Annotated in this window: 20 protein-coding genes; 5 read left to right on the forward strand and 15 right to left on the reverse strand. The window is 70.1% G+C overall.

The features are described from left to right. The first annotated feature begins 4 nt into the window (after positions 1-4). From BKK80_RS04275 to rsmA, 3 genes are read left to right on the forward strand one after another with little or no spacing between them, the layout of a single operon-like run. Complete coding sequence (locus tag BKK80_RS04275; RefSeq protein WP_071016064.1) at positions 5-1477, forward strand: peptidylprolyl isomerase; 1473 nt, start codon at positions 5-7, stop codon at positions 1475-1477. A 44-nt stretch (positions 1478-1521) separates the two neighbouring features. Then, positions 1522-2556, forward strand: coding sequence for a 4-hydroxythreonine-4-phosphate dehydrogenase PdxA (pdxA, locus tag BKK80_RS04280; RefSeq protein WP_071068626.1), 1035 nt, complete (start codon positions 1522-1524; stop codon positions 2554-2556). A gap of 9 nt (positions 2557-2565) precedes the next feature. Beyond that, the gene (gene rsmA, locus BKK80_RS04285) at positions 2566-3384 is read left to right on the forward strand and encodes a 16S rRNA (adenine(1518)-N(6)/adenine(1519)-N(6))-dimethyltransferase RsmA (RefSeq protein ID WP_071068627.1); all 819 of its coding nucleotides are present in this window, start codon (positions 2566-2568) and stop codon (positions 3382-3384) included. A gap of 30 nt (positions 3385-3414) precedes the next feature. Here rsmA and BKK80_RS04290 read toward each other — a convergent pair whose 3' ends face one another. The 15 genes from BKK80_RS04290 to BKK80_RS04360 form a co-directional block, all read right to left on the reverse strand. After that, positions 3415-4320, reverse strand: coding sequence for a DMT family transporter (locus BKK80_RS04290; protein ID WP_071016066.1), 906 nt, complete (start codon positions 4318-4320; stop codon positions 3415-3417). A gap of 8 nt (positions 4321-4328) precedes the next feature. Then, the gene (gene gloA / locus BKK80_RS04295; RefSeq protein WP_071011076.1) at positions 4329-4736 is read right to left on the reverse strand and encodes a lactoylglutathione lyase; all 408 of its coding nucleotides are present in this window, start codon (positions 4734-4736) and stop codon (positions 4329-4331) included. A 124-nt stretch (positions 4737-4860) separates the two neighbouring features. Continuing rightward, positions 4861-5694 (reverse strand): M48 family metallopeptidase, encoded by an 834-nt coding sequence (locus BKK80_RS04300; RefSeq protein WP_071011078.1) that lies wholly within the window; start codon positions 5692-5694, stop codon positions 4861-4863. Then, entirely contained in the window at positions 5691-6440 is a 750-nt protein-coding gene (locus BKK80_RS04305) for a lysophospholipid acyltransferase family protein (protein ID WP_071068628.1), read from the reverse strand. The genes BKK80_RS04300 and BKK80_RS04305 overlap by 4 nt, the downstream gene beginning before the upstream one ends. A gap of 16 nt (positions 6441-6456) precedes the next feature. Beyond that, entirely contained in the window at positions 6457-7032 is a 576-nt protein-coding gene (gene gmhB / locus BKK80_RS04310; protein WP_071011081.1) for a D-glycero-beta-D-manno-heptose 1,7-bisphosphate 7-phosphatase, read from the reverse strand. A gap of 40 nt (positions 7033-7072) precedes the next feature. Beyond that, positions 7073-9196, reverse strand: coding sequence for a glycine--tRNA ligase subunit beta (gene glyS / locus BKK80_RS04315; RefSeq protein WP_071037501.1), 2124 nt, complete (start codon positions 9194-9196; stop codon positions 7073-7075). Between the two features lie 35 nt (positions 9197-9231). Continuing rightward, complete coding sequence (locus tag BKK80_RS04320; protein WP_071037500.1) at positions 9232-9840, reverse strand: hypothetical protein; 609 nt, start codon at positions 9838-9840, stop codon at positions 9232-9234. Continuing rightward, the gene (gene glyQ, locus BKK80_RS04325) at positions 9837-10763 is read right to left on the reverse strand and encodes a glycine--tRNA ligase subunit alpha (RefSeq protein ID WP_071011086.1); all 927 of its coding nucleotides are present in this window, start codon (positions 10761-10763) and stop codon (positions 9837-9839) included. Before glyQ ends, BKK80_RS04320 begins: the two co-directional genes overlap by 4 nt. 460 nt (positions 10764-11223) lie before the next feature. Next, the gene (gene lnt, locus BKK80_RS04330; protein ID WP_071011088.1) at positions 11224-12831 is read right to left on the reverse strand and encodes an apolipoprotein N-acyltransferase; all 1608 of its coding nucleotides are present in this window, start codon (positions 12829-12831) and stop codon (positions 11224-11226) included. Then, positions 12828-13700 carry an HlyC/CorC family transporter gene (locus BKK80_RS04335; protein WP_071011090.1) on the reverse strand — a complete coding sequence of 291 codons (873 nt, stop codon included), beginning with the start codon at positions 13698-13700 and terminating at the stop codon, positions 12828-12830. Before BKK80_RS04335 ends, lnt begins: the two co-directional genes overlap by 4 nt. Before the next feature lie 152 nt (positions 13701-13852). Beyond that, complete coding sequence (gene ybeY, locus BKK80_RS04340; RefSeq protein WP_071011091.1) at positions 13853-14599, reverse strand: rRNA maturation RNase YbeY; 747 nt, start codon at positions 14597-14599, stop codon at positions 13853-13855. A 1-nt stretch (position 14600) separates the two neighbouring features. Further along, positions 14601-15602 carry a PhoH family protein gene (locus BKK80_RS04345; protein ID WP_071011093.1) on the reverse strand — a complete coding sequence of 334 codons (1002 nt, stop codon included), beginning with the start codon at positions 15600-15602 and terminating at the stop codon, positions 14601-14603. A 69-nt stretch (positions 15603-15671) separates the two neighbouring features. Continuing rightward, the gene (gene miaB / locus BKK80_RS04350; protein WP_071011094.1) at positions 15672-17024 is read right to left on the reverse strand and encodes a tRNA (N6-isopentenyl adenosine(37)-C2)-methylthiotransferase MiaB; all 1353 of its coding nucleotides are present in this window, start codon (positions 17022-17024) and stop codon (positions 15672-15674) included. A gap of 130 nt (positions 17025-17154) precedes the next feature. Then, on the reverse strand, positions 17155-17568 hold the full coding sequence (locus BKK80_RS04355) for a hypothetical protein (protein ID WP_071068629.1): 414 nt from the start codon (positions 17566-17568) through the stop codon (positions 17155-17157). A gap of 108 nt (positions 17569-17676) precedes the next feature. After that, a complete protein-coding gene (locus BKK80_RS04360; protein WP_071037498.1) occupies positions 17677-19344 on the reverse strand; it encodes a ClcB-like voltage-gated chloride channel protein in 1668 nt (555 codons plus the stop codon). Positions 19345-19648: 304 nt separating this feature from the next. Here BKK80_RS04360 and BKK80_RS04365 point away from each other — a divergent pair, with 304 nt between their 5' ends. Beyond that, positions 19649-21325 (forward strand): DEAD/DEAH box helicase, encoded by a 1677-nt coding sequence (locus BKK80_RS04365; RefSeq protein ID WP_071068630.1) that lies wholly within the window; start codon positions 19649-19651, stop codon positions 21323-21325. Between the two features lie 35 nt (positions 21326-21360). Next, positions 21361-22413: a serine/threonine protein kinase gene (locus BKK80_RS04370; protein WP_071011101.1), complete on the forward strand. Its 1053-nt coding sequence runs from the start codon at positions 21361-21363 to the stop codon at positions 22411-22413. The last annotated feature ends 32 nt before the right edge of the window (positions 22414-22445 follow it).

The following is a 22445-nucleotide window of genomic DNA, read 5'->3' on the forward strand; positions in this document are numbered from 1 at the left end:
CATGATGACACGTCGAGATTTCGCTGCTCTTTCTTCTTCGATCCTGCTTCGTCGCATGCTGGCCTGCCTGTTGCTGGCCACCGTGGCGGCGCCGGCCGGAGCCCAGCTCAAGGCCCCCGCGCCCGGCCGTGCCAGCGGCATCTTCATGCCGCAGGCCGGAGGCGCCAGCGCGCCGGCGGCCCAGCCGGCCCTGGGGGTGACCACGCCTGGCGCCAGCGCCAAGCGCTCGCAGCTGGTCGATGAAGTGGTGGCCATCGTCAACAACAGCGTCATCACCCGGCGTGAACTGCTCGACCGCGTCGACGAGATCGAGAACCAGCTGCGTGCTGCCAACCGCCCGGTGCCGCCGCGCGCCGACCTCTTGTCCGAAGTGCTGGAGCGCCTGGTCACCGAGCGCGTGCAGACGCAGGCGGCACAGGAAGCCGGCATCCGCGTGACCGACCAGGAAGTGGACCGTGCTGTCGAGTCGGTGGCCCAGCAGAACCGCATCGGCGTGAACGACCTGCGCGCCCAGGTCGAGCGTACCGGCATGACCTGGAGCAAGTACCGCGAGGAGCTGCGCAAGCAGGTGGCGGTGATCCGCCTGCGCGAGCGCGAGGTGGACTCCAAGGTGCAGGTCTACGACGGTGAGATCGACAACTACCTGGCCGCGCGCGGGCAGGGTGCCGCCGACAGCGGTCCGACCGAATACAACGTGGCCCAGATCCTGGTGCGCGTGCCCGAAGATGCCAGCGAAGCCCAGAAGGCAGCGTTGAGGACCAAGGCCGAAGGCCTGCTCAAGCAGGCCCAGGCGGGCGCCGATTTCGCCCAGCTGGCCCAGACCAGCTCGGACGGCACGGAGGCCGCCGGCGGCGGCAACCTCGGTTTCCGCGAGATCGGACGGCTGCCGGCGCTGTTTGCCAATGCCATCCTCGACCTGCCGGTGGGCAACGTCGCCCCGCAGGTGATCGAGAGCGGCAACGGCTTCCATATCCTCAAGCTGGTCGCCAAGCGCTCCGCACCGGGCACCGATCCGGCCGCGCCGCAGCATATCCAGCAGACCCAGGTGCGGCACATCCTGATCCGCACCGGCCCCAACATGCCGGAGGCGGAAGCCAAGCGCCAGCTCACCACGCTGCGCGACCGCCTGACCCATGGCGGTGACTTTGCCGATGCGGCCCGACGCTACTCGCAGGACGGTTCGGCACAGGCCGGCGGCGACCTCGGCTGGGTCTCGCCGGGCGAGCTGGTGCCCGAGTTCGAGCAGGCCATGAGCCGCCTGCGTCCGGGCGAGATCTCGGAGCCCATCGTCACGCAGTTCGGCGTGCACCTGATCCAGGTGCTGAACCGCCGCGAGACCGAGGTGTCGCCGGAGAAGCAGCGCGACTTCGCCCGTGCCGAGATCCGCGAGCGCAAGCTGCGCGCCGCCTATGATGACTGGGTGCGCCAGCTGCGCCAGGCCGCCTATGTGGAGTACCGCCTGAACCGCGACCGCTGAGCGGCCGCCGGCCGCTTGCTCAGCGCTCCCCGATCGTCACCGCCATGTCAGAGCCTCTCTCCCTCGCCATCACCACCGGCGAACCCGCCGGCATCGGCCCCGATATCACCATCGGCGCCCTGCTGCAGCTGGCTGCTACGGAAGGTGGCCTGCGCTTCCACGTGCTGGGCGACGCGCGCCTGATGCGCGCGCGCGCCGAGGCGCTCGGGGTCGCGCACGCCTGGGAACGGCTGCAGGCCGAAGGCAAGGTGGTGGCGCAGGACATCGCACTGGCCGTGGCCAGCGAACCCGGACGGCTCGACGCGCGCAATGGCTGCTATGTGCTGGCGCTGCTCGATGCGGCGATGGATGGCTGCCGTGCCGATGGCGGTCCGGCACGCTACGCGGGCATGGTCACGGCACCGGTGCAGAAGAGCACCATCAACGATGCCGGCATTCCCTTCACCGGCCATACCGAATACCTGGCCGAGCGTTCCGGCACCGCGCGCGTGGTGATGATGCTGGCCGGTCCCCAGCCCGCGCACGGCAATGCCATGCTGCGCGTGGCGCTGGCCACCACCCACCTGCCGCTGCGCGCCGTGCCCGATGCGCTCGACGTGCCGATGCTGCTGGAGACGTTGCGCATCATCGACGCTGACCTGCGCCACCGCTTCGGCCTGGCGCGGCCGCGCATCCTGGTCACGGGGCTCAACCCGCATGCCGGCGAGAGCGGCCACCTGGGCCGCGAAGAGATCGACGTCATCGTGCCGGCGCTGCAGCGCGCGGTCGATGCCGGCATCGATGCCCGCGGCCCCTATCCGGCCGATACGCTGTTCCAGCCGCGCCACCTGGGCGAGGCCGACTGCGTGCTGGCCATGTATCACGATCAGGGCCTGGCCCCGCTGAAATACGGCACCTTCGGTCACGGTGTCAACATCACGCTGGGCCTGCCCTTCATCCGGACGTCGGTCGACCACGGCACCGCCCTCGACCTGGCCGCCAGCGGTCGCGCCGAGCACGGCAGCATGATCGAGTCCATCCGCTGCGCCGCCGAGATGGCGGGCCATGCCAGCGGACGCCACCGACGCGCCGGAGCCTGACGAGAATCCATGCGTTCCAACGTGTACCAGGGCCATGTGGCCCGCAAGCGCTTCGGCCAGAACTTCCTGGTCGATGACGGCATCATTCACGGCATCGTCAATGCCATCGATCCCCAGCCGGACGACGTACTGGTCGAGATCGGCCCAGGCCTGGGCGCCCTGACCGGGCCGCTGCTGGAGCGCCTGCCGCGCATGCAGGTGGTCGAGCTCGACCGCGACCTGGTCGAACGCCTGCGGCGCCGCTTCGGCGAGCGCCTGGCCATCCATGCCGGCGACGCGCTGGCCTTTGATTTCGGCAGCCTGTTCCAGGCCGGCCACCCGCTGCGCATCGTCGGCAACCTGCCTTACAACATCTCCAGTCCGTTGCTGTTCCACCTCGCGCAGTTCGCCGATCTCGTGCGCGACCAGCATTTCATGCTGCAGAAGGAGGTGGTGGAGCGCATGGTGGCGCAGCCCGGCAGCAAGGCCTTCGGGCGGCTGTCGATCATGCTGCAGGTGCGCTACTACATGGAGTACGTGCTCGACGTGCCGCCGTCGTCGTTCAACCCGCCGCCCAAGGTCGATTCGGCCGTGGTGCGCATGATTCCCTGGCCGCGCCAGGCCGACGGCAGCCTGCGCTCGCCTTACCCCGCCTGCGACATCACGGTGCTGGGCGACGTGGTGGCGGCCGCCTTCTCGCAGCGGCGCAAGGTGCTGCGCAATACGCTGTCGATGCTGCGCGACCAGGTCGACTTCGAGGGCATGGGATTCGATCTCGGCCGCCGCGCCGAGGAGGTGCCGGTCGAGGAGTACGTCGAACTGGCGCGGCGCATCAGCGCGGCCGCCTGAGCGGCGCGGCCCACGCGCCGCGCAGGCACGTCACTGCCGCCGGTTGACCAGCACGATGCCGGCCAGCACCAGCACAGCCGCCGCAGCGAAGCGCGGGCCCACGGCATCGTGCATCAGCAGCACGCCGAAGGCCACGCCGAACAGCGGGGTCAGGAAGGAGAACACCGACAGCCGCGAGGCCAGGTAGCGGCCGAGCAGCCAGAACCAGGTCAGGTAGCTGAGGAAGGCGATCAGCACCGACTGGTAGAACAGGCTCGCCAGCACCAGGCCGTTGACGCGTGCGTCGGCGGCCTGCCCGCTCGCCAGCGCCATGACCAGCAGCAGCACGGCCGAGACCGCCAGCTGGTAGAGCAGGGTCTTGCTGGCCGGGGCGCTGGACAGGCGCGAGGCGCGCACGACCACCGTGGTCGCCGCCCAGAGCGCGCCGGCCAGGATGCCGAGCGCGTCGCCCAGCAGGGTGCTGCCGCGCTGGCCGTGACCGGCGAGGCCGTCGGCGAAGGCCAGCGCCATGCCGGCGAAGGCCAGCACCACGCCCAGCCACTGTCCGCTGCGCAGTTTCTCGCCGTCCACCGTCAGGTGCAGGCCCAGCGCGGTGAAGATCGGCGCTGTATAGAGGAAGACCGCCATGCGCGAGGCAGTGGTGTGGCCCAGGCCGACGAAGATGCAGTAGAACTCCGCGCCGAACAGCAGCCCGGCCGCCAGGCCGGCGCCCAGCGTGCCGTCGCGCCGCCACAGCGGCGTGCCGCGCCACAGCGCGAAGCCGAGCACCAGCAGCGCCGCGATGGCGGAGCGCAGCCCGGCCTGCAGCACGGCGCCCATCAGCGGCACGGTGGCCTTGATGACCACCTGCTGCAGCCCCCAGACCGCGCACAGCGCCACCATCAGCCCGGTCGCCATGCCGTCGAGCGGGCGCCGCGCCGATGGCGCTGCCGTCATCGTCATGTTCAGGGGCGGCTGCTGTCGCGGGTGGAGTGGCGTTCGATCAGTTCGATCTTGTAGCCATCCGGGTCCTCGACGAAGGCGATCACCGTGGTGCCGCCCTTGACCGGACCGGCCTCGCGCGTGACCTTGCCGCCGACCGCGCGGATGCGCTCGCAGGCGGCCGCGGCGTTATCGGTTTCCAGCGCGATGTGGCCGTAGGCGGTGCCCAGCTCGTACTGGTCGACCCCGTAGTTGTAGGTCAGCTCGAGGACCGCGGTCTCGCTTTCGGGGCCGTAGCCGACGAAGGCCAGGCGGTACTTGTATTCGGGATTGTCGCTTTCGCGCAGCAGGGTCATGCCCAGCACGCGGGTATAGAAGTCGATCGAGCGCTGCAGGTCGCCGACGCGCAGCATGGTGTGGAGGAGTCGCATGAATAGTCCTTCTGCCGTGGGGACGGGAGTCGAGGGAGAGGCGCTATTCTAGTCCGGATGCGGGTTTGGCGCCGGCCGTGGCATGGCGGGCGGACCGCTGCGTCACCGCGCGGCTCGGCCGTGTTCAGAAGGTGGGCAGCAGCTCGGGCGGGTGCGCGCGCAGCTGGGCACGCGCGTCGCGGAATTCCGGGAAGATCGACTCCACGGTTTCCCAGAAGCGCGGGCTGTGGTTCATTTCCTTCAGGTGCGACAGCTCGTGCGCGGCCACATAGTCGATCATCGACAGCGGAAAATGCAGCAGCCGCCAGTTCAGGCGGATCTTGCCGTCGGCCGTGCAGCTGCCCCAGCGCGTGGCGGCCGAGGTCAGTGCGAAGGCGTTGTGGCGCACGCCGAGCTTGTCGGCATAGTGGTCGAGCCGCTCGGCCAGCAGGCGGCGCGCCTGCTGCTGCATCCAGCCCTGCACACGGTCCTTGATCTGCTGCTCGTCGGCGTGCGAGGGCAGGGCCAGGTGCAGGGTGGCCTGATCGGCATCGAACAGCAGGATGCCGGCCGGCGATTCCAGCTGCAGCGTGATCGGGCGGCCGAGGAAGGGCAGGCTCGCGCCTTCGCGCCACTGCATGGCGGGCAGCACGCGGCGCGCTTCGCGGTGCCGCCACTCCCCCAGTTTGGTGAAGATCCAGCGTTGCTTCTCGAAGATGGCGGCTTCGACGTCGGCCAGCGTGACCCAGCGCGGCGCCGTGATGGACAGGCCGCGGTCGTCGACGGTGAAGCCGATGGTGCGCCGGCTCGAGCGCTTGAGGGTGTAGTGCAGCAGCCGTTCGCCGACCTGCAGGGCGCGCGCGTTGGGCTGCGGCGCCGGCCACGGTAGCGCGGCCGGCGTCTCCGGCGGCTGGCCTTCGGCCAGCGGCAGCTCGAGCTGCGCGCCTGGCGTTTCGGTGGCCGGCCGCAGCAGCCTCATGCCGCCTCCCGGCGGTAGCTGTCGGCGTCGATGCGGCGCATCTCGGCCTCGACCCATTGCTGGACCGCCTGGTTGACCTGCTCGGCGGTCTGGTTGGCGGTGGCAATGGCGGGGCCGATCGAGATGGTGATCAGGCCGGGATACTTCCGGAAGGAGTTGCGCGGCCAGACCCGGCCGGAGTTCACGGCCATCGGCACTACCCAGGCGCCGGTCTCGACCGCGAGCCGCGCACCGCCGCTCTTGTAGCGCGGCGCCGCCATGCCGGAAGGCGTGCGCGTGCCTTCGGGGAACATGATGATCCAGGCCCCTTCCTGCAGGCGCTTGCGCCCCTGCTTTACCGCCGACGAAAAGGCGCGCGGGCCTTCCTTGCGGTTGATGTGCACCATCTTGAGCATGCCCAGCGCCCAGCCGAAGAAGGGCACCAGCAGCAATTCGCGCTTGAAGACGAAGCACAGCGGCTTGGGCAGGGTGGCCACGTAGGCGATGGTTTCCCAGGCCGATTGATGCTTGGACAGCAGCACCACCGGCTTGTCGCGCATCGCCTCCAGGTGTTCCCAGCCTTCGAAGCGGTAGCGGATGCCGCAGATCCCGCGCGCCGCCCAGATCACCAGCCTGGGCCAGCCGCGCACGAAGGCGAAGCGGCGCTCGGCACTCATGAAGGGAAAGACGAGGAAGCAGGCGCAGGCGTAGGGCGGCGTCAGCACCAGCAGGTACAGCGTGAACAGCAGGGAGCGGAGAAAGAGCATGGAAGGAGGCTCGGGTTCAGGAGGCGGCCGCCGGCTTGCCGGCACCGGCCAGCAGCCAGCGCGAGAAGGCCTGCAGGTCGTCGTGGACGCGGGTGCCGTCGGGCAGGCCGCCTTTATCGAGGGTGCCGCGCCCCTTGCCGGTCAGTACCAGGTGCGGGCTGCAGCCTACCGCCACGCCGGCCTGCAGGTCGCGCAGCGCGTCGCCGACCACCGGCACGCCCTTGAGCTCGACGCCGTAGCGCGCGGAGATCTGTTCGAGCATGCCGGGTCGCGGCTTGCGGCAGTCGCAGTCGTCGGCAGCCGTGTGAGGGCAGAAGAAGACGGCGTCGATGCGCCCGCCCAGGCCGGCCAGCAGCTTGTGCATCTTCTCGTGCATGGCATTGAGCGTGCTCATCTCGAACAGGCCCCGGCCGATGCCCGACTGGTTGCTGGCCACCAGCACGCGGTAGCCGGCCTGGTTCAGCGCGGCGATCGCCTCCAGGCTGCCCGGAATGGGGATCCACTCGTCGGGCGACTTGATGAACTGGTCGCTGTCGAGATTGATGACCCCGTCGCGGTCCAGGATGATGAACTTGGGAGGCGTCTGCGGCATGGTCGGTGCGGCGTTGTGGGCGGTTCCGGGACGGCGGCGTTCAGGCCGCCAGCTTGGAGATGTCGGCGACGCGGTTGGCCAGCGCGTGCAGCGAGGCCAGCAGGGCCAGGCGGTTGGCGCGCAGCGCCGCGTCCTCGGCCATCACCATCACATCGTTGAAGAAGCGGTCGACCGCCTCGCGCAGTTGCGCCAGGTCGCGCAGCGCCGCGGTGAAGTCGCCGCGCGCGAAGGCTGCCTCGACGCCCGGGCGGGCACGCTCGATGGCGGCATGCAGCGCGCCCTCGGCGTCTTCGCGGAACAGGTCGGCGCGCAGCGCCGGCACCGCTTCGGTGTTCTTGCGCAGGATGTTGGTGATGCGCTTGTTGGCCGCGGCCAGTGCCTCCGCTTCCGGCAGCGCGGCGAAGGTGCGTACGGCCTCGACGCGGCCCAGCACGTCGTCGAGGGTGTCCGGGCGCAGGCTCACCACGGCCTCGACCTCGTTGGTGGTGTAGCCTTTTTCCTTCAGGTAGCCGCGCAGGCGGTCATAGAGGAAGTCGCTGATGGCTTCCCGCGCGGGCTTGACCGCCGGCGCACCGGCGAAGGCCTGTTCGGTCAGTTCCAGCAGGCGGCTCAGCGGCAGCGCCAGCGGCTTCTCGACCAGCATGCGCAGGATGCCCAGGGCGTGGCGGCGCAGCGCGAACGGGTCCTTCTCGCCGGTCGGCTGCAGGCCGATGCCCCAGATGCCGACCAGCGTCTCGAGCTTGTCGGCCAGTGCCACCGCGGTGCTGACCGCGCCGGCCGGCAGCGCATCGCCGGCGAAGCGTGGGCGGTAGTGCTCGGAGCAGGCCAGGGCCACTTCCTCGGCTTCGTCGTCGTGGCGGGCGTAGTAGGTGCCCATGGTGCCCTGCAGTTCGGGGAACTCGCCCACCATGTCGGTCAGCAGGTCGGCCTTGGCCAGTTCGGCGCCGCGCATTGCCGCCGCCTTGTCCACCGCCACGCCGGCCGCGTCCATCGCGTCGGCGATATGGCCGGCGATCTGCTGCAGGCGCTGCACGCGATCGAGCTGGCTGCCGATCTTGTTGTGGTAGACCACGCTGGCGAGCTGCGGCACGCGCGAGGCCAGGGTCCGCTTGCGGTCCTGGTCGAAGAAGAACTTGGCGTCGGCCAGGCGCGGCCGCACCACGCGCTCGTTGCCGCTGATGATCGATTGCGGCGTTTCGGTGGCCAGGTTGGAGACGATCAGGAAGCGGTTGCGCAGGTGGCCGTCGGCATCGGTCAGCGCGAAGTACTTCTGGTTGGTCTGCATGGTCAGGATCAGGCATTCCTGCGGCACGGCGAGGAAGGCCTCCTCGAAGTGGCAGGGATAGACCACCGGCCATTCCACCAGCGAATTCACTTCGTCCAGCAGCGCGTCGGGCATGACCACGCGGTCGGCGCCGGCCTGGGCCAGCAGCTCGCCGCGGATGCGCTCGCGGCGCTCGGCATAGCTGGCCACCACGCGGCCGGTCGATTCGAGCAGGGCCGCGTACCGGGTCGCGTGCGGGATCTCGATGGTGCCTTGCGACAGGAAGCGGTGGCCCTGGGTCAGGTTGCCGGCCTGCAGGCCCAGCACCGACACCGGCACCACTTCGGCGCCGTGCAGCGCGACCAGGCGGTGGGCCGGCCGCACGAAGTGCACGGTGCTGCCGTCCGGGCGCTGGTAGCTCATCAGCTTGGGGATGGGCAGCTTGGCCAGCATGTCGTCCAGCGCGGCCTGCAGGCCCTCGGCCAGCGCTGCGCCGCGTGCCGTGTAGCGATAGAAGAAGGCCTCGGCCTTGCCATCCGAGGCCCGTTCCAGCGTCTGCCAGTCGATGGATTCGACGCCGGTCGACTTGGCCAGCGCGGCCAGCTTCTTGGTCAGCGGTGCGCTGGGAGCACCGGCGGCATCGAGGGCCACCGACAGCGGCAGGACCTTTTCGCGCTGCTCACGGTCCGGCGCGGTGCGGCGCACGCCCGAGACCAGGGCGGCCAGCCGGCGCGGCGTGGCGAAGGGGGTGACGGCAGCGTCGGCCTCCAGCAGCCCGCGCGCGCCGAGACCGGCGAACAGGCCCTCGGCGAAGGCGTCGCCCAGGCGCGCCAGCGCCTTTGGCGGCAGCTCTTCGGTGAACAGTTCGATCAGCAGCGAGTCGGTCATGGGTTGCGACATGAATCGTTTCCAACAGGTTGTGTCCCGCGCTGCGATCAGCAGTGCGGGCCGGTATTAGGTTCTACGCCCGACAGCAGCCACAGGCCGTTCTGCTGACGGAACTGCAGCGTCGTGGCGCACTGGCCGGGCGGGCCGCCGGTGCCGCGCCCCGGCGTGGCCGGGAAGCGCGCGTCCAGGCGCTGCGCGCGCCGGTCGTAGCGGATCTCGTCGATCTGCCCGCCGACCCAGAAGTCGATGCGCGGCGGCAACTGCGCCGCCGAATAGTAGGTCCTCAGCCGCTTGCGCACGTGGCCGTTGCGCACCTCGCTGTCGAGCCAGGTCAGCGGGTAGCGGATCGCGCTTTCGTAGGCGCGCAGCTGCACCCGGTGCCAGCCCAGGTCCTTCGAGCCCGACAGGTCGCAGGAGAAGGAGCGCACCAGCTGGGTCCACTGGTCGATCGCCTTCAGCGAGGGCTGCCAGTGGCGCAGGATGGCCTGCTGCAGCGCCTGCTGGTCGGCCTCGCAGATATTGGACAGCGCGGCGGGCAGGTACAGCGCTTGCGGCGAGGGCATGCCCGTGCTGGCGCGCGCGCCGGCCGCCGGCGCTGCGGCCAGCGCCAGGGCGGCGGCTGCGCAGCACAGCTTGCTGCGCACGGGAGCCATCATGCGCGGGCCTCTTCGCCGTGGCACATCGGGAAACCGAGCGCCTCGCGCGAATCGTGGTAGGCCTGCGCCACCTGGCGCGACAGATTGCGGATGCGGCCGATATAGGCGGCACGCTCGGTCACGGAGATGGCGCCGCGCGCATCGAGCAGGTTGAAGGTATGGGCGGCCTTGAGCACCTGCTCGTAGGCGGGCAGCGCCAGCCGCGGCGCGCCATCGGCGGCTTCCATCAGCCGCTTGGCTTCGCCCTCGTGCTCGGCGAAATGGCGGAACAGGATGTCGGCGTTGCTCTGCTCGAAGTTGTAGGTCGACTGCTCCACTTCGTTCTGGTGGTAGACGTCGCCATAGGTGAGGCGGCGGGTCTTGCCGTTCTCCTGCCACTCGGTCCAGACCAGGTCGTAGATGTTCTCGACCTTCTGCAGGTACATGGCCAGGCGTTCGATGCCGTAGGTGATCTCGCCGGTGATGGGCTTGCAGTCCAGGCCGCCGACCTGCTGGAAGTAGGTGAACTGCGTCACTTCCATGCCGTTGAGCCAGACTTCCCAGCCCAGGCCCCAGGCGCCCAGGGTGGGGTTCTCCCAGTCGTCCTCGACGAAGCGGATGTCGTTCTGCTTCAGGTCCAGGCCCAGGGCCTCCAGCGAGCCGAGGTAGAGCTCCAGGATGTTCTCCGGCGCCGGCTTGAGCACCACCTGGTACTGGTAGTAGTGCTGCAGGCGGTTCGGGTTGTCGCCGTAACGGCCGTCCTTGGGGCGGCGCGACGGCTGCACATAGGCGGCGCGCCAGGGCTCGGGCCCGATGGCGCGCAGGAAGGTATGCACGTGCGAGGTGCCGGCGCCGACCTCCAGATCGATGGGTTGCAAGAGAGCGCAGCCCTGCCGGTCCCAGTAGGCCTGCAGGGTGAGGATCATTTGTTGGAAGGTCAGCATAGGCGAAGACTCGGGGTGGGGGCCGCGGGGCGGCCATCACGGCCACGTGCGCCATCAGGCGCGGCAGGCGCGTGCCAAACCCTGAATTCTATCGGTTTTTTCCCCCGCTCCGGCCAAGCCGGGCCAAGGCTCTCGCGGCATGCGCCCGGGCGGCGGCGAAGGGGGCCGTGCGGCTGTCGGGGAATCGCAACGCATGGGGTAAATCCCAGGGGGGGTCAAGACTCTGCCGATACGCGCCGATACCGTTTTTGTATACAGTATTGATGCGCAGCCGGAGATACTGGATACGTCACGCAAACGGTCGGGCCCGGCTGCCCGATAACACCGATAAATGGGGGACAAGCATCATGGCCTTTCTCGCACGCAAGCCTTATCTCGTCGCGATTGCCGTCATGGCAGCGGCTGCGCTGCTGTCGATCGCCGGCGGCATCGCCGCCTGAGCGGCATCCCGGCGCCGCGCTCAGGCGCGGCGCCGGGCCCGCCAGAACGCCAGCAGCGCCAAGGCCAGGCAGGCCGTCAGAAGCGGCGCATTGCCCCAGCGCACATAGGGCGTCAGCCCCTGCATGCCCTGCACCGTGGCCACCAGCGTGCCGACCGTGAAGGTCGGCAGGCGCTGCGCCACCGTGCCGTCGGGAAGTACCACCGCCGTCATTCCGGTATTGGTGGCGCGCAGCATCGGCCGGCGCGTCTCCAGCGCGCGCATGCGCGAAATCTGCAGGTGCTGGTCGAGCGCGATGGTGTCGCCGAACCAGGCCAGGTTGGTCACGTTGGCCAGCACGTTGGCCGGCACCGCCTGATCGCGCAGCGTCTGCGCGATCTCCTCGCCGAACAAATCCTCGTAGCAGATGTTGGGCGCGACGTGGATGCCGTGCACCGGCAGCGCCGGCTGGTCCAGCCCGCCGCGGCGGAAATCGCCCAGCGGCATCTTCATCATATTGACGAACCAGTGGAAGCCGAAGGGGATGAACTCGCCGAAAGGCACCAGGTGGTGCTTGTTGTAGCGGTATAGCTGCGCGGTCTCCGGCCCCAGGCCGAACACGCTGTTGGTGAAGTCGGTCGGCGAGTCGGCGCCGGCCGCGCCGAACAGCACGGTGCTGCCGCTGTGCTGCACGTAGTCGCGGATGGCGATGGCGATGTCCACCGGCAGGTCCTGCAGGATCAGCGGGAAGGCCGTCTCGGGCGTTACCACCAGGTCCGTCGGGGCTGCCGTGATGAGGTCACGGTAGAGCTCCAGCGAACGTTGCACGCCGACCGGCTCGAATTTCATGTCCTGCGGCACGTTGCCCTGCAGCAGGCGCACGCGGATCGGCTGGCCGGCCGGCTGCGTCCAGGCCAGCGGCACCAGCGCGGCACCGGCCAGCGGCAGGGCCAGCGCGGACGCCAGCGCCACCAGGCCGGTACGGCGGCCGTCCCGGCCGGCGCCCAGCGTCCCGGCCGCCGCAGTCAGCAGCGCTGCGCAGGCGGCCGAGAGGGCGCCGATGCCGTAGACACCGACCAGCGGTGCGTAGCCGGCCAGCGGCCCGTCGGTGTGGGCGTAGCCGCCCGACAGCCAGGGGAAGCCGGTGAAGACCACGCCGCGCAGCCATTCCGACAGGCCCCACAGCGCGCCGAAGGCGAGCGGCAGCAGCAGCGCGGCCGCTGCGGTGGGGACGGCGGGGGCGGCGCGAGCCGGCGGGCGCAGGCGCGTTCCCAGCCAGTGCCAGGCGGCGGCGGCCAGCGCCGGGTAGAGCGAGAGGTAGAGCGCGAACAGCAGCACCGCCAGCGAGGCCATCCAGGCCGGCATTTCGCCGTAGACGTGCATGCTGATGTAGAGCCACCAGATGCCGGACAGGAACCAGCCCAGGCCGAAGGCATAGCCGGTCGCGGCCGCGTCGCGCGGGCGCGGGGCGCGTGCCAGCAGCGCACACAGTCCGGCCAGGGACAGCAGTTGCAGCCACCACCACGTATGCGGGGCGAATGCCTGCGTGTGCGCCACGCCCAGTATCGCGGCGAGTGCCAGGCGGCCGGCGGTCTCGCGCGAGCGTACCGCGCCGGAAGCGGCGCCCAGCACCTGGGTGGGCTCCGTCATGCGCCCGCCACGGAGACTGCTGCGGGCTCGGGTTCGCGCTGCACCAGCAGAAGGTGCACCTGGCGCGCGTCGGCGCGCAGCACCTCGAAGTGCATCGGCGGCAGCGTCACCACTTCGCCGCGGTGCGGCACATGGCCCAGGTGGGTGGTCAACAAGCCGCCCACGGTGTCGACGTCATCGTCCGAGAACTGCGTGCCGAAGGTCTCGTTGAACTGCTCGATCTCGGTCAGGCCATGCACGCGCCAGCCACCGCCGGGCAGCGGCACGATATTGTCCTCGTCCTCGTCGAGGTCGTACTCGTCCTCGATGTCGCCCACGATCTGCTCGAGCACATCCTCGATGGTCACCAGGCCGGCGACGCCGCCGTACTCGTCGACCACCATGGCGATGTGGTTGCGGTTGATGCGGAAATCGCGCAGCAGGATGTTCAGCCGCTTGGACTCGGGGATGAACACCGCCGGGCGCAGCGCCTCGCGCAGGTCGAAGTGTTCGTCGGTGAAGTAGCGCAGCAGGTCTTTCGCCAGCAGGATGCCGATGACATTGTCGCGGCTGCCCTCGTAGACCGGGAAGCGCGAGTGCGCGGTCTGCTGCATGAAGGGGATGAAGGCCTCCGGCGCGTCGGCGATGTTGACCATGTCGATCTGGGCGCGCGGCACCATGATGTCGCGCGCGGTCAACTCGGAAACCTGGAACACGCCCTCGATCATGGAGAGCGAGTCGGCGTCGATCAGGTTGCGCGCGTGCGCATCCTGAAGCACCTCCAGCAATTCGGAACGGGATTCAGGCTCGGGGGAGATGAAGTCCGAGAGGCGTTCGAGCAGGGATCTGGGACGATCTGCAGGCTTCGAACTGGGATAAGGGTCGTTCATGTCGCGACGAGCGCGTAGTGGATATCGCTTGAAGGATACACTAAAAGCCCGTGGCGCCAGATGTCAGCATGTGTGCTTCAAGCGGCATGCCACGGTTGCCGTGCGGGAGGGGCCGCGCGCGAGGCGAGCGCCCCCCGCGCCGGCCGCCGGCCTCAGTCGCGGATGCTGCGGTAGGGGTCGGCGTAGCCGAGCGCCTGCAGCGTCTCGGTCTCGATGGCTTCCATTTCCTCCGCCTCGGCATCGTCCTCGTGTTCGTAGCCCTGGGCGTGCAGCACGCCGTGCACGATCAGGTGCGCATAGTGGGCTTCCAGAGGCTTGCCCTGCTCACGCGCCTCCGCTTCGACCACCGGGCAGCACAGCACGATGTCGGCCGTCACCGGGTCGTCCACGCTTTCGGCGTAGGCGAAGGTCAGCACATTGGTGGCGTAGTCCTTGCCGCGGTAGCTGCGGTTCAGCGCGCGGCCTTCTTCCTCACCGACGAAGCGCAGGGTCAGCGTGGCATCGGCATACAGGGCCGACTTGACCCAGGTCTCGATCCTGCGGCGCGGCGGCAGGCCGGCGCGCTTGCCGATGCCTTCGCCGGTCTGCACCTCGAGTTCCAGCGCCGGCGGCGAGGCAGGCGTGCCGGTGGTGGTGGTCTGGGGCGTGGCGGTGATGGCCACCGCCAGCGCGTCGTGGTTGTCCGGCCGTACCAGCAGGCCGGCCTGCTGGCGGGTGTCGGTGTGCTCGGCGACCAGCGCGACCACGCCGTCGGCGGCCTGCGACAGGTCGATGGTCAGGCTGCGGCCGTCGGGCAACTGCACGCGCAGTGCGTGGGCGGCACTCTTGCGGGCGCGGCCGTCGGCGTCGAACAGCGTCAGGGCCGGGGCGGCGGCAGGGGAAGGCGTGCGGGATTTCAAGTCAGGCGTCCTTGTGCTGGGCGTGGAATTCGTCGTAGGCGTCGACGATGCGCGCCACCAGCGGGTGGCGCACCACATCGGCGCTGGAAAAGCGCGTCGAGGCGATGCCGCGCACGTCGCGCAGCACGTGCTGGGCTTCCACCAACCCGCTCTTCTGCCCGCGCGGCAGGTCGATCTGGGTGGTGTCGCCGGTGATCACCGCCTTGGAGCCGAAGCCGATGCGGGTGAGGAACATCTTCATCTGCTCGGGCGTGGTGTTCTGCGCCTCGTCGAGGATGATGAAGGAATGGTTCAGCGTGCGCCCGCGCATATAGGCCAGCGGTGCGATCTCGATCATCTGGCGCTCGAACATCTTCTGCGTGCGGTCGAAGCCGAGCAGGTCGTAGAGCGCGTCATAGAGCGGGCGCAGGTAGGGATCGACCTTCTGCGCCAGGTCGCCCGGCAGGAAACCGAGGCGCTCGCCGGCCTCCACGGCCGGGCGCGTCAGCACGATGCGCTTGACCGAATCGCGTTCGAGCGCATCCACCGCGCACGCCACCGCCAGGTAGGTCTTGCCGGTGCCGGCCGGCCCGATGCCCATGGTCAGGTCGTGCGACAGGATATTGCGCAGGTAGTCGCGCTGCGCCGGCGTGCGCCCGTGCAGGCCCGCGCGGCGCGTGTGCAGCACCGGCGACTCGTCGGCCGGCGTGCCATCGGCGCTGTCGTCGCCTGCCTCGACCGGCAGGTAGGCGCCGTGCGCCCCCACCTGGCGCGTCTCGACCAGGCCGAGCTGGACGTCGTCGATCGACAGTGAGGTGCGTGCCTGGTTGTAGAAGCGCTCCAGCGCGGCGGCGGCCGCGCTGGCGTTGGCGCCGCGCACTGTCATGCGGTGGGCGCGGCGCTGGATGGTCACGTCGAGCGCCTGCTCGATCTGGCGCAGGTTCTCGTCCAGCGGCCCGCACAGGTTCTGCAGGCGGGTGTTGTCGTCCTTGGGGGCGACGAATTCGGCGGTGGGAATCTTCATCGTGGGCGGATCGCTCCGGCTGTCTTCTTCTGCGGTGTCTTGGTCTGGCGGTCCGGCTGGGCGCGCCGCTTACTGGCGCACCACCAGCTCGCCGCGCAGCGAGTGCGGGAAGGCCTCGGTGATGCTGACCTCCACCATCTGGCCGATCAGGCGCTCGCGGCTGGCCTGCGGCACGCCCGGCAGCGCGAAATTCACCACGCGGTTGTTCTCGGTGCGTCCGTGCAGCTCGGTCGGGTCCTTGCGCGCCGGGCCTTCCACCAGGATGCGCTGGACCGTGCCGACCATGCCCTGGCTGATGCGTTGCACGTTCTCCTCGATGGTGGCCTGCAGGTGTTGCAGGCGGCGCAGCTTGACCTCGTGCGGGGTGTCGTCGTGCAGGCTGGCCGCGGGCGTGCCGGGGCGCGGGCTGAAGATGAAGGAGAAAGAGGTGTCGTAGCCGATCTCCTCGATCATCGCCATCAGCTTGTCGAAGTCGGCCTCGGTCTCGCCGGGGAAGCCGACGATGAAGTCCGAGGACAGCGACAGGTTCGGCCGCAACGTGCGCAGCCGGCGGATGATGCTCTTGTACTCCAGCACGCTGTAGCCGCGCTTCATCGCCATCAGCACGCGGTCGGAGGCGTGCTGCACCGGCAGGTGCAGGTGGTCGACCAGCTTGTCGCAGCGGCCGTACAGCTCGATCAGCCGCGAGGTGAATTCCTTCGGGTGGCTGGTGGTGTAGCGGATGCGCTCGATGCCCGGGATCTCGGCCACGTACTCGATCAGCAGCGCGAAGTCGGCGATCTCGCTGGTGCCGCCCATGGCGCCGCGGTAGGCGTTGACGTTCTGCCCCAGCAGCGTCACTTCGCGCACACCCTGCTCGGCCAGCCCGGCCACCTCGGCCAGCACGTCCTCGAAGGGGCGCGAGACCTCGTCGCCGCGCGTATAAGGCACCACGCAGTAGCTGCAGTACTTGGAGCAGCCTTCCATGATCGAGACGAAGGCGCTGGGGCCTTCCACCCGCGCCGGCGGCAGGTGGTCGAACTTCTCGATCTCGGGGAAGGAGATGTCCACCTGCGAGCGGCCGGTCTCCTTGCGGCGCTCGATCAGCTCGGGCAGGCGGTGCAGCGTCTGCGGGCCGAACACGACATCGACATAGGGCGCGCGCGAGACGATGGCGGCGCCTTCCTGGCTGGCCACGCAGCCGCCCACGCCGATCACGAGGTCCGGCTTGGCCGCCTTCAGGGCCTTCATGCGGCCGAGTTCGGAGAACACCTTCTCCTGCGCCTTCTCACGCACCGAGCAGGTGTTGAACAGGATCACGTCGGCTTCCTCGACGCGGTCGGTGGCTTCCAGCCCTTCGCTGGCGCGGAGTACGTCGACCATCTTGTCGGAGTCGTACTCGTTCATCTGGCAGCCGTAGGTTTTGACGAAGACTTTCTTCATGGTGCCGATCTCAGTGGTTGACCTGGGGGCATCAGGGGTTGCAATGCACCGGCGGCCCGCATGGCGCGGGGCGTAGGCCGGCAATTCGTGGGCCTGCCCGGCGGCGCGTCGGCCGCGGCGGGGCCGGGGTTCAGTTCGCCTGCAGCAGGGCCTTGCGCTCCGGCTCGGTCAGCACCCAGGCGGTCAGCAGCTGGCCGTACAGATCGAGCTTGTAGCGCACCCGCAGCGTCTGGCCGGCCACCGCCGTCACGGTGAGCAGCTGGTTGTCGGGGCCGAACAGGCGCAGGCCCGGGGCGACGCCGACCGTCCTGCCGTCCAGCGCCGCGGTCTGCGGCCCGGTCGACGTGGGCGCGGCCAGCACCAGCTTGGCGGCGGCCGCATCGGCCGGGATCACCCGTGCCGGCTGGGCCCGGGCGGTCGACAGCGGCAGCAGGGCGCCGGCCATCGGCAGCGCCAGCGCCAGCGGCGTCAGCAGGGTGGCCAGGCGAGGCAGGAGGCCGACATGGCGGCGGACGGGACAGTGCGCGGCACGGCCAGCGGGCATGGGGTCTCCGGCGGGGCGACGGGTTGGCTCGGTTGCGGCCCGGCATCAGCGGGCAACCCGATATTGTACCCGCAGCGCCCTGTCGCCGCCGAGCGCCCGGCCGCCGGCTCAGAACATCGTGGAGGCTTCCTGCAGCACTCGGCGCTTGTAGACGATGCCCAGCAGCTCCCGGCTCTGCGCGTCCCGCACCAGGGGGATGCGGTTGAGCGCGTTGGCCGAGAACATGGCGAGTGCGTCGTGCAGCCGGGAGTCCGGTGTCAGGGTCGGGAAATCGCGCTCCATCAGGTCGGCGACGCTGGACTGCGGCCCGTGCGCCAGCGCGCGGTGCAGGGCGTGGATCGAGACCGCGCCCAGCATCTCGCCGCCCGGGGTCACCACATAGAGATAGCGGGTGCCGGCCTCGGCGAACTTCGCATTGGCCTCGGCCAGGGTCGCCTCCGGCGCGATGGTGGTGTTGGTCGGATCGCACAGGCCGGCCAGCGTCATGTTGCGGGCGCGCTCGGCGGCGGCCGAGGCCTGGGCGCGCTCGGCGACCACGCTGTACAGCGACAGGGTCTGGCAGCGCGATGCCGTGTAGTAGGCGGCCACCGCGCCGATCATCGACGGCAGCAGCAGGGCCGGCGCCAGCGTCATCTCGAACACCATCAGCACCGACATCAAGGGCGCCTGGCTGGTGGCGGCCAGAAAGGCGCTCATGCCGACCAGCGGCAGCGCCGGCGAGCCGCCGCCGACCAGTGGCGCCAGCATCTGCCCCAGCGCGGCGCCGATGAACAGGGAGGGCGTGAACACGCCGCCCACCGCGCCGGAACCGATGCTCAGCACGGTGGCCGCCAGCTTGGCGGCCAGCACCACCGCCACCGGCATGCTGAGGGGGTGCTCCTGCAGGATGGTCTGGATGGTGTAGTAACCGTTGCCGACCACCTCGGGCACCGCCAGCGCCAGCACGCCGACGCAGGCGCCGCCCAGCGCCAGGCGCGCCACCGGTCCACCCGGCAGGCGGCCGAAGATGCGCTTGGCGATGCCGGCCGCGCGCAGGAACAGCGCGCCGCTCACGCCGGCCAGCACGCCCATCAGCGCGGCGGCCAGCAGCAGCGGCGCGTGCAGGTCGGCCGTTACGTTCAGCCCGGGGTAGAGCGGCTCCAGCCCGCTGTGCCACTGGCTGACCATGGCGCCTGCCACGGAGGCGAGGAAGAGCGGCATCAGGCGTTGGACTGCAAGTGCCCCGAATACCACTTCCGCGACGAAGACGGCCGCCGACAGCGGCGTGTGGTAGACCGAGGCCAGGCCGGCTGCGGCACCGCACGCGGTCAGCATGCGCCGCATATTGGTGTCGGCGCCGCCGCGCCCCGAAGGGAACAGCGAGCCACACAGCGCCGCCAGCTGGATCATCGCGCCCTCCTTGCCGACCGAGCTGCCGCTGACGATCGAGCAGAACGAGGACAGGGAGCGCAGCAGGGTGATGCGCACCGGCAGCCGGCCGGTGCCGCTCGCCACCGCGTCCATATAGTCGGTCACGCCGGCGCGGCCGCGGTCGATGCGGGCCGACAGTACCAGCAGCAGGCCGGCCAGCGCGCCGCCGAGCGCCGGAATCACCACGCGCCAGCCCAGTGCAAGGCTGGCGAAGACCAGCACCACGTCGGCGCGGCTGCCGAACAGCAGCAGGCCGGAGCCTTCCAGGGCTTCGCGGAACAAGGTGGTGGCGATGGCGGCGGCGACCCCGACGGGGATCGCCGCGAACAGAATGACTTCCTGGTCTTCTATGAACCTGAACCGCATGGAGCTGGCATCCGGGGAAAGCACTCCGGCGCCCGGCGGTCCCGGGCGGGGACGGACGGCGCCAGTGCCGTGCCGCGGCGCCGATCGGGCCGGCACGGACGGGAAAGGGGCGGGTGGCGTGGCCGCCATGATAGCGCAGCCGCCACCTGATCAGGTCGCGCAGGGCTGGTACACTACCGGCCTTTCCCCCCAAAGAGGCGGGGGGCAGTCGCCCCGTCTCGCCGGCCCCCCGGCCGGAACTCCATTGCAGCCGCCCCGCGATTGGCGCATCTTGATGCGGAACGGGTGGCCGAAGCGTCATTTCATGTCTTTCTCCGAACTAGGCTTGTCCGACAAGCTGGTGCGCGCCGTGGCCGAACAGGGCTACACCACACCGACCCCGATTCAAGCGCAGGCGATTCCCGCCATCCTCAAGGGCGGCGACCTGCTGGCCGGTGCCCAGACAGGCACCGGCAAGACCGCCGGTTTCACCTTGCCGATGCTGCAACTGCTGGCCGGCTCCAACGCCGCGGCGCCCGCGCGCGGCGCCCGCACTCCGGTGCGCGCCCTGGTGCTGACCCCCACGCGCGAACTCGCCGCCCAGGTCGAGGAGAGCGTGCGCAACTACGGCAAATACCTGCGCCTGCGTTCCATGGTGATGTTCGGCGGCGTCGGCATCAATCCGCAGATCGAGCAGCTCAAGCGCGGCGTGGACATCGTCGTGGCCACGCCCGGCCGTCTGCTCGATCACGTGCAGCAGCGCACCATCGACCTGTCGACCATCGAGATCCTGGTGCTGGACGAAGCCGACCGCATGCTCGACATGGGCTTCATCCACGACATCCGCAAGATCCTCAACGTCCTGCCGCCCAAGCGGCAGAACCTGCTGTTCTCGGCCACGTTCTCGGACGAGATCCGCGCGCTGGCCGACCGTCTGCTGGACAACCCGGCCTCGATCGAGGTGGCGCGCCGCAACACCACCGCCGAGACCGTGGAGCAGCGCATCTACCCGGTCGACCGCGAACGCAAGCGTGAACTGCTGGCCCACCTGGTACGCCAGCACGACTGGCACCAGGTGCTGGTGTTCACCCGCACCAAGCACGGCGCCAACCGCCTGGCCGAGCAGCTCAGCAAGGAAGGCCTGTCGGCGCTGGCGATCCACGGCAACAAGAGCCAGTCGGCGCGCACCCGCGCGCTCTCCGAGTTCAAGGCCGGCACGCTGCGCCTGCTGGTGGCCACCGACATCGCCGCGCGCGGCATCGACATCGACCAGTTGCCGCATGTGGTCAACTTCGACCTGCCCAACGTGCCCGAGGACTACGTGCACCGCATCGGCCGCACCGGCCGTGCCGGCGCCGAGGGCGAGGCAGTGTCGCTGGTCTGCGTGGACGAGCATGGCCTGCTGCGCGACATCGAGCGTCTGATCAAGCGCAAGCTCGAGCAGATCGTGCTGCCGGGCTTCGAGGTGGATCCGAGCATCCCGCCCGAACCGATCCAGAAGGCCCGCCAGTCGCGCGGCCAGGGCCAGGGCCAGGGCGGCCGTGGCCGGAGCGGCCAGGAAGCGCGCGCACCGCGTGCGCCGCAAGGCGGCGCGCCGGCCCAGCCAGCGCGCGCGCGTGGCGAAGGCCAGGCCGCGCCGCGGCCGGCGGCCGGCGCCAACGGCGCACGTCCGGCCGGCGGCCAGGGCGGCCGCGGTGGCAACGGTGGCGGCCAGGCCGATCGTGCCGGCAATGCCGCGCGTGGCGGCCAGGGCGGTAATGGCCACGGCGGCGCCAACGGTAACGGCGGCAACCGCGGCAATCGCGAAGGAGGCCGCGAGGGTGGTCGTGAAGGCGGCCGTGAAGGTGGCCGTGAAGGTGGCCGTGAAGGTGGCCGCCCCGGCGGCGCGCGCGGCAACGCGACGCCGCGTCCGCCGCAGGATGGCGCGCAGGCGCCTGCCCGCGGCCGCCGCCCCTCGCAGCAGGCCGCGCTGCTCGGCGGCCGTGCCAAGACCACGTCCTGATATCCTGACTGCCTGAACCGCGGAGGCCGGCTGCGATGCGCGATACCGATGGCGACCCGGGCGGCAACGGTACCCCGCAAGGGGCCGGGGCTGACCTGCCCTATGCCGGCCTGACGCCGGAACTGATCCTCGACGCGCTGGAGGGGGCAGGCTTCGCCGCCGATGGCCGCCTGCTCGCCCTCAACAGCTACGAGAACCGTGTCTGGCAGGTCGGCATCGAGGACGGCCCGCCGCTGGTGGCCAAGTTCTACCGCCCGGGGCGGTGGAGCGACGCGGCCATCCTGGAGGAGCACGCCTTCGTCGCCGAACTGGCGGAAGCTGAGGTGCCAGCCGTGCCGGCGCTGGCCGTGGGCGGCAGCACCCTGCTGCACCATGGCGGCTTCCGCTTTGCGGTCTTCCCGCGCTGCGGCGGCCGGGCGCCGGCGCTGGAGCGGTCCGACACGCTGACCTGGCTGGGCCGTTTCATCGGCCGCATCCATGCCATCGGCGCGCGCCTGCCTTACCAGGCACGTCCCGTGCTCGACGTGGATACCTTCGGCGTGGCGCCGCGCGACTGGCTGCTGGCCCACGACTGCCTGCCGCCCGACCTGCTGCCGGCCTGGAAGGCTGCCGCCGATCTCGCCCTCGATGGCGTGCGGCGCTGCTACGAACGCGCCGGCGATGTTTCCCTGCTGCGCCTGCATGGCGATTGCCATCGCGGCAACGTGCTGTGGATCGATCCCGAGGATGCCCGCGGTGCCGAGCCCGGCCCGCACTTCGTGGATTTCGACGACAGCCGCATGGGGCCTGCCGTGCAGGACCTGTGGATGCTGCTGGAGGGCGACCGTGCCGCCATGCAGGGACAACTGGCCGACGTGCTGGCCGGCTACGAGGATTTCGCCGAATTCTCCCCGCGCGAACTGCACCTGGTGGAAGCCCTGCGCACGCTGCGCCTGCTGCACTACAGCGCCTGGCTGGCCAGCCGCTGGCGCGATCCGGCGTTTCCGGCGGCGTTCCCCTGGTTCGGCACGCAGCGCTACTGGCAGGACCGAATCCTGGAATTGCGCGAGCAGATCGCGCTGATGGACGAGCCGCCACTCTGGAGCTAGTCTCCGGGGCTGGTGCAGGGTGGGCAGTCTCT

The organism is Cupriavidus malaysiensis, assembly GCF_001854325.1.
Lineage (GTDB): Bacteria > Pseudomonadota > Gammaproteobacteria > Burkholderiales > Burkholderiaceae > Cupriavidus > Cupriavidus malaysiensis.